The organism is Laceyella tengchongensis (assembly GCF_900182735.1).
Taxonomy (GTDB): Bacteria; Bacillota; Bacilli; order Thermoactinomycetales; family Thermoactinomycetaceae; genus Laceyella; species Laceyella tengchongensis.
In genome coordinates, this window is the sequence record NZ_FXTU01000002.1 from 93,411 (window position 1) to 108,843 (window position 15,433).

1 protein-coding gene is annotated in these 15,433 nt (G+C 53.0%); it reads right to left on the bottom strand.

Features of this window, described 5'->3' with window-relative positions:
- Positions 1-14: 14 nt before the first annotated feature.
- On the bottom strand, positions 15-15,110 hold the full coding sequence (locus QQZ12_RS04020) for a non-ribosomal peptide synthetase (protein WP_284724019.1): 15,096 nt from the start codon (positions 15,108-15,110) through the stop codon (positions 15-17).
- Between the last annotated feature and the right edge of the window lie 323 nt (positions 15,111-15,433).

Below are 15,433 nucleotides of genomic sequence, written 5' to 3' on the forward strand. Positions count from 1 at the left end.
ACAAACGTCATGTCTTACAGATCCTCCAGAAGTTCAGCAATGCTGTCCAGTTCGTCGTAAGTTAAATCATCTGAACTGAAATCACTTGGCGTGTAATTGGGCTCTTGCTGCGACAGGCAGTGATCAACCAAGTCAATCAGGTATTGCCGGTAGCGCTCGCCAAGGGCCTCCATGGTTTCCTTCCGGTGAAGGTGAGTGTGGTAAGTGAGATGAATCTCCAATTGGCCTTTCACAATCAATTCATTCACTTCCAACAGGAAACGGTTTGGCATCGAAGCCCCTACCGCTTGTCCCGTCGGCAAGTCGCTGATCACCACTTCCCCTTCCTCTTCATCGGAATCAAATTGTCCCAAATAGTTGAACAGGATGTCGGGTGACAGGGAAAAAGCTAGGTCTTGCTTGTGCTCCGGCGCCGTCAGATGTTGTAGGATACCATAGCCGACACCTTTGTTGGGGATTTTGCGCAAGTGCTCTTTCACCTGTTTGATCGACTCTGCCAAGTCGCCCCCGCTTACATCTACCACTACGGGATAAATCGAAGTAAACCAACCCACGGTGCGGGTCAAATCGATATCCTCGATGATCTCTTCACGCCCATGCCCTTCCAAATAAACCGCGAAACGTTCTTCTCCTGTCCAATCTTTGAGCGCCAAGCCCAAAGCGGCCAGCAACAGGTCGTTGATCTCGGTCCGGTATGCTTGATGGGCATCTGTCAAAAGCTGTTTGGTCACCGACTCAGGCAATCGCACGACGACTGTGTCCTGATCCCCGTACACCTGGGTTGCGTCTTGCGCACCTTCCCGTGGCAACGGCGCGACTTGTTGGCTCTCCAGCTCCTGCCAATACGGAATCTCCTTCAACAGCGCTTTGCTATTGGCATACTCACGCAACATCCGGCTCCACGCCTGGTAAGAATGGGTTTTATCCGGGAACTTGATCGGTTGATTCGTAAGCGCTTGGCGATACCCGGCCTCCAAATCCTCGACCAAGATCCGCCAAGACACCCCATCCACAATCAAGTGGTGAATGACGATCAACAGATGGTCAGCTTCTGGTGCCTTGAACAATCCCAATCGAATCAACGGACCTGCCTCGATATTTAGGCTGGCGTGCAAGCGGTCGGCTTCTCGCTCGATGCGGGCGGCCACATCCGGCTCCCCGGCCAGGTCAAACAGTTCCAGCGTAAACGCGTCCGCTTCCGGCTCGCGTCCAGTTTGCACCCATTGTCCGTCCGTTTGGGTGAACACATGGCGCAAAGCGTCGTGGTGTTCCACGATTTTGGCGAACACGGTCCGCACCATTTCCTCATCCCAACCACCGCGACGGGTCAACAGCATCGCCTGGTTGAAATGATGCGGTGCCTCCGCATGCAAAGTGAGGAAATCTCGTTGGATCGGAGTAAGCGGTACTTCGCCCGTGACCGGCCCTTGGTCGATGACCAACTGATTCCGTTCGATGAACGGCGCCAGTGCCGAAATCGTCTCATACTGGAAGATGTCTTTGATGTTCAGGCGCAGTTGGTGTTGTGCCAGACGAGCTGCGATTTGAATCGCTTTGATGGAATCTCCGCCCAATTCAAAGAAGTTGTCATGAATCCCGATCCGCCCGATCTGCAAAACTTGCTGCCACACCTCGGCCAGCAGGGCTTCCACTTCATTGGTGGGCGCCGCATATTCCGCTCCGCTCACGACGTATTCGGTCGGTTCGGGTAGCGCTTTGCGATCCAGCTTACCATTGGCGTTGAGCGGCAGTTCGGGCAGTTCCACAAAGTAGGCCGGAATCATATAGTCAGGCAACCCTTGGCCCATATGCTTGCGCAATTCGGCCACATCCCAGTCCGCCTCGCTAACCAGGTAGGCGCACAGGTAAGCTTGTCCTTGCGCATCGTGGCGGGCGATCACCGCACCATCTTTCACAGCGGGGTGCTTCATCAATTGACCGGTCACTTCATCCAACTCAATGCGGTAACCCCGGATCTTCACTTGATGGTCCATGCGGCCCAAATACTCGATGTTCCCATCGGACATCCACCGCGCCAAATCTCCCGTCTTGTACATCAACTCTCCGGGGAGATAGGGGTTGGGAACAAATTTCTCCCGGGTCAGGTCTTCCCGGTTGAGGTATCCGCGGGCCAGACAGGTTCCGGACAGACAGAGCTCACCTGGCACACCGATTGGTTGCAGTCGGTTGCGCTCATCCAGCACCAGCAATTGGACATTGGCGATGGGTTTACCAATCGGTATCACATCTGGATCATGGTCTGTCGGGCAATCATAGTACGAGACGTCTACCGTCGCTTCGGTCGGCCCGTACAGATTGTACAACCGGGTTCCATTCACACGATACATCGTGTCCCGGAAACGGGCAGCATGGTTGGGCAACAGCGCTTCCCCACTGGTAAACACCCGCCGCAAGCTGGACAAGCGAGGCAAGTTGGATTCATGAAGGTGTTCCAAGAACAGATGGAACATGGACGGCACAAAGTGCATGGTGGTGATGCCGTAACGCTCTATCGTGTTGATCATAAGCTCCGGCGCTTTCTCACCGCCCGGCTCCAACAGGTGCACGCGAGCACCGACGAAGAACCACAAGAACAACTCCCACACCGACACGTCAAACACGATCGGCGTTTTTTGCAAGATGACATCTTCCGGGCCAAACTCATATTGGCGCGCCATCCATTCAATCCGGTTATACGCCGTGTAATGCTCGATCATGACCCCTTTGGGCTTCCCAGTAGACCCCGAGGTGTAAATCACATATGCCAAATCTCTCACTGTAGCCGTGGCTGGCAAATTGTCGGCTTCCCCTTGCTCCAACGCGATTTCGTCCAGATAGAGTACTTCTGCGTCGAAAGAACCAGCCAAGCCGCGGAACTTGCTCAGTGACAAAATCAAGCGCGCTTCACTGTTGTCGAGCATGTAGGCGATCCGTTCTTCTGGGAATTCAGGCGAAATCGGCATATACGCCGCACCGGCTTTGAGAATCCCCAAGATGCCGATCATCATTTCCAGTGAACGCTCTGCCAGCAATCCGACGATTTGGTTGGGACCGACGCCTTTGGCGCGCAGCATCCGAGCCAAGTGGTTTGCACGGGCGTTCACTTCGGCGTACGTCCATTTCCCGTCGCCAAACTCAATCGCAATCCGGTCGGGTGTCCGTGCCACTTGTTCCTCAAACAAGGTTGGCAACGGTTTGGCCGGCGGATATTCCACCCGCGTGTTATTAAACGCGTGCAAGATCTGTTGCGTTTCCGCCTCGGTGATCAACGCCATGTCATCCAGCGTGCTATCCGGACGGCTAACCACTTGTTGCAAAAGGTGGATGAAATGAGAAACCATCCGTTCCGCCGTTTCCTTTTTAAACAGGCTGGTGGCGTAAGACAGGGCGAATCGCAAGCGGTCATCGTCCTCATAAACCGTCCAAGTCAAGTCGAATTGCGCGGCTACTTTCTCCTGCAAAGCATAATGACTCAGTTTCAGTCCGGGGACTTCCGCCGACAGGGCGTCATCTCCCTCATAGTTGAACATGGTGTCAAACAGCGGGTTGCGGCTCATGTCCCGACGCAGCTGCAACTTGTCGATCAGATCTTCCAGCGGATAATCTGCATGGTCAAAGCATTGGAGCGTCCGCTCTTTCACCGCTTGCAAGAATTGGGTGAAGCTTTGTTGCGGCTGTGGATGGTTACGCAAGACCAATGTATTGACAAACAGCCCGAAGATGGATTGCACATCCGGATGGTTCCGGCCGGCAATGGCGCTACCGACGACAATGTCATCCTGTCCGCTGTACTTGGACAACAACACGTTGTATGCCGCCAACAACGTCATATACATGGTTGCGCCGTTTTCCATGGCTACGCGTTTCAGCCCCGCGGTCAATTCTTCATCCAACTCAAAGCGGATCAGATCCCCGTCAAATTGCTTCACCGGCGGCCGAACAAAGTCCGTCGGCAAGGACAGGGTTGGCAATTCCCCTTTAAACGCGTCCAACCAAAACGCTTCTTGCTTTTGGTATGTTTCCGACGCGGCAAAAGATTTTTGCCATACAGCGTAATCCTTGTACTGAAATTTGAGCTCAGGCAGCGATTTGCCTTGAAGCAATTGCGCCAACTCATCAAACAGGATGCCTACAGACAAACCATCGGTGATGATATGGTGCATATCGACGATAAACAGGTGCTTGGTTTCAGTGAGGCGAGCCAGTGCCACTCTGGCCAGAGGCGCCTGATGCAACTCAAACGGCTGCACAAACTCGCCGATGAAGGCATCTACCTTCGCTTCCTCCACTTCCATCAGTTCGATATCGCAAGTGACGGATGGGTGGATTTGTTGCACCAATTCCCCATCGGACAAGTGGAAAGAGGTGCGCAATGGCTCATGCCGCTCCACAAGTTGATTCCACGCCGCACGCAAGCGCTCGGGGTCCAGCTCTCCTTCGATCATGAGGGTGGCGGTCAAGTTGTAACCCGTGCCAGCATTGCCCAAACTGTCAATGGCAAACATTCTTCTTTGGCTTGAGGTAACCGGATAAGCTTCCCGCTCTCCTGCCGGCACAATCGCCTCATAAGTGCCCTTGTCCGCATCACGCAAGTATTGAGCCAACTCTTTCAGCGTGGTGCTGGTGAAGATTACATTGAGCGGAATCTCAATGTTCAACACCTTGTGCACTTGCGACACCAAACTCATCGCCAGCAGCGAGTGTCCTCCCAGCTCGAAGAAGTTGTCATTCATTCCGACGCGTTCCAGCCCCATCAGTTGTTGGCAGATTTCCGCCAATTTGTGTTCCAATTCATCAGCAGGTGGGACATACTCGCGCTGGGTTTGGGATTGCGAATCGGGTTTCGGCAAAGCTTTTCGGTCCACTTTGCCATTGGCGTTGAGCGGCAGAGCGTCCATCTCTACAAACTGGGTCGGAACCATATAATTGGGTAACTGTGCCGCCAATTGTTCCCGAACCTGCGCCACTGTCATCCCTTCCGCCAAGACCGTATACGCGCACAGGTACGCATATCCCTGATGGTCAAGATAAGGCACGACCGTTGCTTCCCGCACACCGTCCAATTGCAGGAGGCGCTCAACCACTTCTCCCAATTCCACGCGATGTCCACGAATCTTCACTTGATCGTCGATCCGGCCAAGGTACTCGATTTCTCCATTGGGCAACCAACGAGCCAAATCGCCGGTCTTATACATTTTCTCCTCAGGGTTAAACGGATTGGGCACAAACTTCTCAGTCGTCAGATCTTCTCGACCCCAGTAACCTCGTGCCAAACCAACCCCACCGACGCACAACTCTCCTGGTACGCCAATCGGTTGCAGTTGGTTGTGCCGGTTTAGGATGTATACCTTTTTGTTGGGGAATGGCGTGCCAATCGTCGGTTTGTCGTCTTCCGCGCGACAATATCCCAACGTAGCGTCCACCGTCACTTCCGTCGGTCCGTAGGCATTGATGAAGGTTCGACCTTGGCCCCAGCGTTTCACCAGATCGCTGGTAACAGCTTCCCCACCTGTCAAAATCGTCCGCAAATCCGGCAATTCCGCATATGGGAACGTTTGTAACGCCGATGGCGACAGTCCCAAGAAGTTGATTTTCTCCTCTTTCAGCCACTGTACAAACCGGTCGGGTACCAGCTGCTCTTTACGAACCAGATAAAGTGTCGCTCCGGTCAGCAAGGCTGGGAAAATCTCAGATACGGAAGCGTCAAAGCTGATAGAAGCGAATTGCAACACCCGACTTCCCTCAGTGATTTGATACAGGTCAGCCATCGCACTGAGATTGCACACCCCGAGATGCTCAATCATGACGCCTTTGGGTTTGCCAGTGGAACCGGAGGTGTAGATCATATAAGCCAAATCCGTCGGCTGGTTGATCTGCTCCAACTCCGAAGCATCCCTCTCGTACCAGCTGGGCTCATCCAATCGGATCACTTCGCCCGCAAATTCAGCCGGAACCTGAATGTGGCTGTGGGTTAACAACAACCGGGCTTGGCTGTCTTGCAACATAAAGGCGATCCGTTCTTGCGGATAATCGGGATCGATCGGGACATAAGCCCCGCCCGCCTTTAACACCGCCAAAAGGCCGACGATCATGTCAGGTGTGCGTTCTGTCATCATCCCCACAAATTGGTCGCGTGTAACCCCCTTGTCACGTAGCGCTCTTGCCAATTGATTGGATCTCTGATGCAGCTCACGGTAAGTCAAGCTGACATCTTCAAAGACAACCGCCGGGTGATCTGGGGTCCGAGCCACCTGTTCCGCAAACAGCTCATGCAACGTTTTGTCCTGCGGATAAGGGCGTTCCGTGCGGTTGAACGCGGTCAAAAGTTGCGTCCGCTCCGCCTCAGATACGATTTCAATCTCCGCCAACTTCATCTCAGGAGCCGTAACCACCTGTTCCATGACCGTTTGCAAATGGGTGAACAGCTGTTCGATCTTGTCTTGCGAATACAATGCTTGGTCATATTGCACTTTTAGATGCAGTTGCTCACCGGGATAGATGGTCACGCTTAATTCAAAGTTCTCCTGCTCAAACACATCCAACCCCGTAATGGTAAACCCGAGCTCGTCCGCCCGCTTGCTAAACAGGTCTTGATCCAATGGATAGTTCTCAAACACCAAGATGTGGTTAAACAACGCTCCAGACAAATCGGTACCAGCTTGGATTTCCGCCAATGATTTATAACCGTACCGTTCAGACGTCAACGCATTTTCCTGCATCTTAGCCAGCAGGTCAGTAAAAGAGGTGTCTCTCTGCCCTTGCACCCGTACCGGGATGGTGTTGATGAACAAGCCGACCATTTTTTCCACATCGGGGATCTCTGTCGGCCGTCCAGAGATAACCGCTCCGAACACGACATCATCGGTATCGTTGTAGCGTTGCAACAACACGCCCCAGATTGCTTGGAACATCGTGTTCAACGTAACGCGTTGCCGTGCCGCCGTACGTGTAAGCCGCTCTGTTAGCTCCTTGTCCAAACGGAAGTCCAGCTCGGCTTTGGGCTCGCTTCCTCGACGCCCGTCCAGCGTATCTTGCGGTATCGAGACAGCTTGTTCGTATCCGTGCAGATACTCTTTCCAATAAGCGGTCGCTTGTTGGTCATCCTGACGTTCCAACCAGCGAATATATTCACTGTAGGGGGCGGCGCTTTCTGTTTGCTGCGCGTCGATGTAGAAGTTCAGCCAATCTTCCACAATTAATCCGAAGCACCAACCATCCATCAGGATGTGATGGGAACTGAACACCAATTGATAATGGCGTTCACCCGTTTGGAACAAAGCGAAACGGATCATCACATCACGTGTCAGATCAAATCCTTTCAACCGATCTTGCCGCTTGAACGCTTCCATGTGCGCGGTTTGTTCCGCCGGAGCCAGATGACGAATGTCCTCATATCTGAACGTCGCCTCTTTGTGTTTCAACACGACTTGGATCGGCTTTTTGACTTTGTCGTAGATGAACACCGTCCGGAACACATCGTACTTTTGAATGAGCGAGTCCAAACTTTTCTTCAACCGCTCGGGATCGAGAACGCCTTCCATGCGGAAAGTGATCTGGTCAAAATACGCCTCGCTCTCTTTGTCCTTCAAAGCGTGGAACAAGATGCCTTCTTGCATGGGCGACAGATGATACAAATCTTGAATCTCTGCCTCGGCCACGATGTTGCGTACGAGCTCCAAATCTTCCAACGGACAGGAGCCGATGCTGAAATCACTTGGCGTCCGCAGTGATTCTGGCTGCGCCAGACAATGTTCCACCAACGCATGCAAGCTTCGTTTCACTTCGTCCATCAACTGGTGGATCGTTTGCTCAGTGAACGCAGTGCGATCATAACTGCATTCCAGCGTAAGTTGCCCTTCGGCGACCCAGCCGTTGATCTCAATGGCCACATCGATTGGCGTCTCCGGACTGAACCATTCCCCGGTCGGCATCGATGATGGGTCCAACCCGCCTTGGTCAAATTGACCGAGATAGTTGAAGCTGATTTCCGGCTTGCAACTGAAAGACAAGTCGGAGGTCATTTCGGCCGGAGTCAAGTACCGCAATACCCCGTAGCCCACTCCTTTGTTAGGCACTTGGCGCAGGGTTTCTTTCACTGTCGGCACGATCCGCCCCATCTCATCTGCAGCCATGTCCAACACCACGGGATACAGGGACGTGAACCAACCCACTGTCCGGGTCAAGTCGATCTCCTTAAACAGCTCTTCGCGACCATGCCCTTCCAAATACAGAGCCACTTTGTCTTGCCCAGTCCACTTTTTCAGGGCCATGCTCAAACCGGCGATCAGCAAATCATTTGCTTCTGTGTGATAAGCCCGATGCGCTTGCGTGAGCAAAGCCGCCGTTTCCGTGTCTGACAAGTGAACGCGCACCGCGTCGCGATCCTTCATATAGATTTCCGTCGCTGGCTCGCGGTCTTTTGGCAACGCCTGTACTTGTGCCGTTTCTACCCGCTTCCAGTGTGGAATCTCCGCCATCAGTTGCGGGCTGACAGCATATTCGCGCAACTTCCGCGCCCATGCTTGGAAAGAACTTGTTTTCAGCGGCAAAGATGCGTCCGCTTGCTCATACAGAGTCGTGAAGTCTTCTAGTAAGATGCGCCAAGATACACCGTCTACCACCAGATGGTGAATCACCAGCAGCAGATAATCTCCGTCAGCAGTGTGGAACAGCCCCACTTTAACCAACGGCCCTTGCTCCAAGTCGATAGACTGTTGCAGACGGTTGGCTTCCTGTTCAATCGCCGCGCGTACGTCCGCCACACCTGTGAAGTCATACTCGCTCAGTGTGAAGCCGTCTGCTTCCAAGCCTTGATTCGTCAGCACCAAGCCATCGTCCGTAAACGCCGCAGTCATGCGCAGTGCATCATGGTGGGCCACGAGTCGAGTCAGCGTGGACTTCACTCGCTCGCTGTCCCATCCTTCCGGCTGGTGAAGCATCATCGCTTGATTGTAGTGATGCGACGCTTGGCTGTTCAGTTCAGCAAACCATTGCTGAATTGGAGTTGGTGGCACATTGCCGGTCACAACACCTTGTTCCGCCGCTGTTTCCGCCTTGCTGGTGATGCGCGGCGCCAGCTCCCGAATGGTAGGATGGCGGAACAATCCTTTCATCTCCAACTGCCACTTTTGTTGGTGCAATCGAGCTGCAATCTGGATCGCCTTGATTGAATCGCCACCCAATTCGAAGAAGTTGTCTTCGATCCCGATGCGCTCGACGCCCAGCACTTCTTCCCAAATCTGGGCGAGAAGTGTTTCCATCGGCGTTTGCGGTGCGACATACTCCGCGCTGGTCTGCACCCGTCCCTCCGGTTCAGGCAACGCTTTTTTGTCCACTTTACCGTTGGGGGTCAGCGGAATTTTGTCCATCTCCACAAAGTAAGACGGAATCATGTAATGCGGCAGGATGGCGCTTAAGTCATCACGCAAGGTTTTGACCGAACCAGGTGTTTTCCAGACGATATACGCACAGAGGTACGCACCGCTTCCTTTGTCGTTTCTGGCCAACACCACGGCTTCTTCCACCTGCTCCATTTCCAACAGCATGGTCTCGATCTCACCGATTTCAATGCGGTGCCCACGGATCTTCACCTGATCGTCGATCCGTCCCAAGTATTCGATCTCCCCTGTCGGCAACCACCGCACCAAGTCTCCGGTTTTGTACATCCGCTCGCCCGGACGGAACGGATTGGGTACAAACTTCTCCGCGGTCAAGTCGGGCCGGTTCCAATACCCGCGCGCCAACCCTTCCCCACCGATGCACAATTCGCCCGGCACACCGATCGGTTGCAATTGTCCTTCTGGGCTTAAGACATACGCTTTCTTATTGCGGATCGGCGTCCCAATCGTGATCGTTTCAGCCTCCGGAGAGCACACACCGATCGTCGCATCTACCGTCCCTTCCGTCGGGCCGTAAGCGTTCAGGAACGTGCGACCCTGTCCCCAGACTTTCACCAAATCCGGTGAGCACGCTTCTCCCCCCGTACTGATGGTAGTCAAATCGGGCAAATCCAGATACGGCAGCGTACGCAACACGGACGGCGGGATAAACGGCATCGAGGTGATGCGCTGTTCTTTCAACCATTGCACAAATCCGGTTCCATCCAACAATTGTTCTTTCTTGATCAGATAGAGCGCGCCACCATTGAGCAAGGTGTGGAAAATGTCACCCACAGCCGCGTCAAAACTGATCGAGGAGAACTGCAACACCCGACTTCCCGGGCCGATGCCGTACGTTTCAGCCATCAGTTGCAAGTTGGCCACGCCCCGGTGTTCGATCATGACTCCTTTCGGCTTCCCAGTAGAACCCGAGGTATAAATCATGTATGCCAGATGGTCAGGGGTGTTGATTATGGGAAGTGGCGTCCCTTCTTCCTCTCGCCATTCGCTCTCTTCGATGCGGATCGTCTCACCCGCAAACTCTGCTGGCACATCCACTCCCTGCTGGGTGATAAGCCACTTGGCTTGGCTGTCTTCCAGCATGTAACGAATCCGTTCCTGAGGATACTCAGGATCAATTGGGAGATAAGCTGCCCCCGCTTTCAGCACCCCCAACAGAGCGATAATCATCTCTGGAGACCGCTCCAGCAAAATGCCTACAAATTGTTCCGGTTGTACGCCTTTCTTCCTTAGCGCCCGGGCCAAGCGGTTTGCTTGCTCATCCAATTCCCGGTATGTCAGCTGGACTTCGCCAAACACCAACGCCGGTTCGTCCGGTGTCCGCGCCACCTGCGCCTCAAAGAGTTCTGGCAAGGTTTGGTCATGCGGATACTCCGCTTCAGTGCGGTTAAATACTTCTAACACCAGCTGCTTCTCCTGTTCGGTGATCAGGCTGATCTCCCGCACAGAAATCTCCGGATAGGCCGTCACTTGGCGCAACACCTGCTCCACATGGCCGATCATGCGCTCCACCGTTTCCCGCTTAAACAGCGCGGTGTTGTATTCCACCTGAAACTGGAGTCGCTCTTCCTCTGTCACCACCAAGGCCAAATCAAACTGCACCTTTTTAGCCTGAATCGGATACGGGCGGAAAGTGAGCCCTGGGATTTGGATCATGGACAAGTCCATGTTTTGCAACACAAACATGGTGTCAAACAACGGGTTGCGGCTCAGATCACGTTGTAAACCCAATTTGCCGACCAGCTCATCAAACGGATAATCCTGCCGCTCATATGCTTCCAGCATCTGCGCTTGCAATCTCTTCAGGAAGCTGGTGAAACGCTCTTCACTTGGTACATGAGCTCTTAGCGGCAAGGTGTTAACAAACATCCCGAAGATCGGTTCCAGCTCGCTTTGGGTGCGGCCGGCGATCGGCGAACCGACAATAATATCATCCTGCCCCGAATACTTGGACAAGAGCACATAATAGGAAGCGAGCAAGGTGATGAACAAGGTGCTCTTCTGCTCTTTGGCCAATTGTTTAACCTGTGCTTCCACCTCTTCAGGCAGATAAAAGGTCTTCACTTCCCCATCAAACTGTTGCATCGACGGGCGCGGATAATCGGTCGGCAATTCCAGCACCGGCACTTCCCCGGCAAACTGCTCCAGCCAGTACTGCTCTTTCTCTTCGTTCGCTGCATCCCGGCTTTGCTCCCATACCGCGTAATCCTTGTATTGAATCGGTAGTTCCGGCAACGATTGTTTCTGATAGAGCGCCCCCAGTTCGCGATACAAAATGCTGTGCGAAATCCCATCTGAGATGATGTGGTGCATATCGAGCACCAACACGTGCCGCTCATCGGACAGGCTGAACACACCCGCTCTAAACAACGGTGCCTGGCTCAAATCAAACGGCTGGATCATTCCTTGCACCAGCGACTCCAACTCAGCCTCATCCGACACGGTGACGTGTTTCATCTCCACTTCCAGGCGGGGATGAATCTGTTGCACCAACTCTCCGTCCACAAACGTAAAGGAGGTGCGCAGCGCTTCATGCCGAGCGACAAAGGCGTTAAGCGCATCCGTCAGGGCCTTAACATCCAACCGACCTTCCACTTCCAACAAGATCGGTGTGTTGTACGCCGTTCCCACGTTCTCCCATTGTTGCAACGCATACAGCCGTTTTTGCGCCGCCGACACAGGATAATAATCTTGCTCACCAGCGCGTTGGATCATGGTAACATGTGATTGATTAGCTCCAGCGATATACGAAGCCATCTCTTTGATCGTCGGATAATCAAACGCATCTTGGAAAGACATTTCTACACCGAATTGATCACGAATTCGCGCAATCAACTGCATTGCTTTCAGTGAATGACCGCCCGATTCAAAGAAGTGGTCGGTGATGCCAATCCGCTTGATGCCCAAGATGTCTTCCCAAATGGCCGCCAACTTGCGTTCCGTTTCGTTGGTGGGAGCGGACAGCTCTTCTGTCGGCTCGCTGTCAAGCAATCGGGGATCAGGCAACGCTCGTTTGTCCACTTTGCCATTGGCCGTCAGCGGCAAGGCGTTTAGTTCCACCAAATACGTGGGCACCATATATTCCGGCAAGGTTGTCGCCAAATGCCGGCGGATATCCGCCATCTCGCATGGCTCGTCCAAAACGACATAGCCACTTAAGAAAGAATGACCATCCTCATCCTTGCCCGCGGTTACGATCGTTTGTTGCACAGCCGGATGTTCGAGCAATTTCAGTTCAATCTCTGTCAACTCGATCCGGTGTCCCCGGATTTTCACTTGGCCGTCCATGCGGCCCAAAAATTCCAGATTGCCATCCGGCAGCCAACGAACCAAGTCCCCTGTGCGATACATCGTTTCACCCGGTGCAAACGGATCGTCTACAAACACTTGTGCCGTCTGTTCTGGACGGTTCAAATAACCAGCACCTACTCCGTCACCACTGATGCAAAGCTCTCCGGCAACACCGATCGGTTGTAGCTGATTGTGTCTGTTCAACACATAGACGCGGGAATGATTGATCGGTTTACCGATCGGAATGCCCTTTTGCGCGCTCCAAGCTTTAATCGGATACATCGTGGTGAAGACCGATGTTTCTGTTGGGCCGTAAGCATTCATCAACTGCCCATCACCCAAAACGGCATATGCCTTCTCCACGTGTTTGAGTGATGCTTTCTCCCCGCCAAAGATAATTTTGCGAAGCCCAGCGAGTGCGTGTGGGTCCCAATCCACCAACGTGTTGAGCAAAGCGGTCGTCATAAAGCTGACAGTGATTTCTTCCTCTTTGATCAATTGGGTCAACTGCTTGAGATCCATGAGCACCTCTTCGGGTACAAGCACCAACTTGGCACCGTGCAACAGCGCGCCAAACATATCGAACACAGAAGCGTCAAAAGCAAAATTGGATAATTGCAATATCGTGTCATCTTCTGTGATCTCAATGTAACCACAGTTAATCATCGTGCGCGTCAAGTTGTAATGCCGAATCAGTACCCCTTTCGGCTTGCCTGTCGATCCCGAAGTATAAATCACATAAATCAAATCATCGCTGGTGTTGACATCTTCCACATTGCTGTCGTCTTCCCCGATCCAGGTATCCCTCACCAAGGGGCAAATCTCACCCTCGTAGGCAAACTCTGGCATGGCTTGCGGCTGTTTGAGCAACAGCGACATTTGGCAATCTTCAGCCATATAACGGATGCGTTCCTCCGGATAGTCGGGGGAGAGAGGAACATAAACAGCGCCCGCTTTGATGATGCCAAGCACGCCGATGACCATTTCTGGTGAGCGCTTGGCCATCAGCCCCACTTTGTCGCCCCGCTTCACCCCGCGCGCACGCAACACCCGCGCCAGCTGGTTGGCTTGTCGGTTCAACTCATTGTAAGTGACCGTTTGGTTTTTGTATTTCAATGCAATTCGCTCTGGATGCTGTTCAACTTGCTCTTCAAATAACGCTTGCACCGTTTTGTGCTTGGGATAACTCACTGGGTCTGGGTTAAAGCCCGAAAGCATAGTATGTTTTTCCTCTTCGGTGCAGAGGTCGATTTCACTCACCAGCACATGCGGATTCCGGATGACTGCTTCGATGATCCGCTCCACATGGTCCGCCATGTTTTGAACAAACGTCTGGGGATAGCTCGCTGAATCATAAATGAAATCAATGCTTAATCCATCTTCAGCTTTCGTCGCCACCACTTTGAGCTTAAATGAAGCTTGCTCCGACCGGTCGGCACCGATCAGGGTCAAATCGTCTTGCACACCCCGGAGTTGCTCCACTTCGAGATCGCAGACGAAGAAGTGATCAAACGATTCGACGGTCAATCCCGTCCAATCCGCAAGTTGGGCCAGATGCAATCCACCGTGTTCCCGCCCTTTAGCCAAATCACGATGCAAATCAGCCACGACGGCCGCAAAAGATGGATTGTCTCCGTGAACTCGAACTGGTGTCGCGTCAACACACAGACCGATCGCCTGACGCACATCCCGGGCCAACGGGAAACGCTCCGGTTTCATGGACAAATATGACACATCATCCGCGTTCCCGTACTTTTGCAACAAAACACCCCAGACCCCGTGCAACATGGTGGGCAATGGCACATCTAATTGGGCAGCGACCTTCGACAATCTGTCAGTTTGTTCGCTGTCCAGGTGCAAGGTCACAGAGGGAGACGTCAAACTGCCCTCTTCCAAATCGGCGGGTATGGTGGGGAAAAACGGTTTGTGTTCATAGTCGGCAAACCGTCCGCTCCAGTAAGCTTTGGCCTCTTCCAGCGACTCCATCCGCTGCTCATGAAACGCGGACAGGTGCTTCGGTACCCGGCCCAACCGTTTTTGGTTGTAAGCGCCAAACGCTTTACGGATCAACAGGTTCAATGTTTTTCCGTCGATCGCTTGCCGATCATATCGGAAAATGAGCCAGCTGATCCCGCCGTCATCCTGAACGACAATCACCTGTAGGGAAACAGAATCAGTCGCCTCCCCCTCACCGCGCCGATGCGCTTGGATGATTGACGCTTTTTGCTCCGCCGACAGTCCGCGCAAGTCATCTTCGCTAAAGGTTAGCGGCCGCCTATCGACGGAATGTTCATTATATAATGCATCAAGTAAGTATTTTAATAATTCCGCATCCACCTCGCCTTGCACTTGCATGACCAAGTCGCAATCATACACCTGATCCTTTGACAAAACCTCTTTGTTTTGCGTAAAAGGCGACACTTTTTCCACCCCTTAACTTTTTATCCTCTCTGTGGTACCTGCTAGGGTGTGTCTGGCAGAGGAGCGCCTCTACATGCGTGAAGCGAATAAGAAAATGATTTTGGAGCCGCTATCCTATTCATCAGACACGCCCTAGTCGCGCCAACAGGTATGGCGATCAGATTGGATTCTTCTTAAAGGCATTCCAATGCATCATCATGTCTATGTAGTGGTGCATCACCTCCAACACATGATCTTCGTAACAACTGGCAGTGTCTCGCGCACATACATGGTTAGGAACAACCATCCTCCCCACCGCCAAAAGCATCGTCAAACAGGTTGCA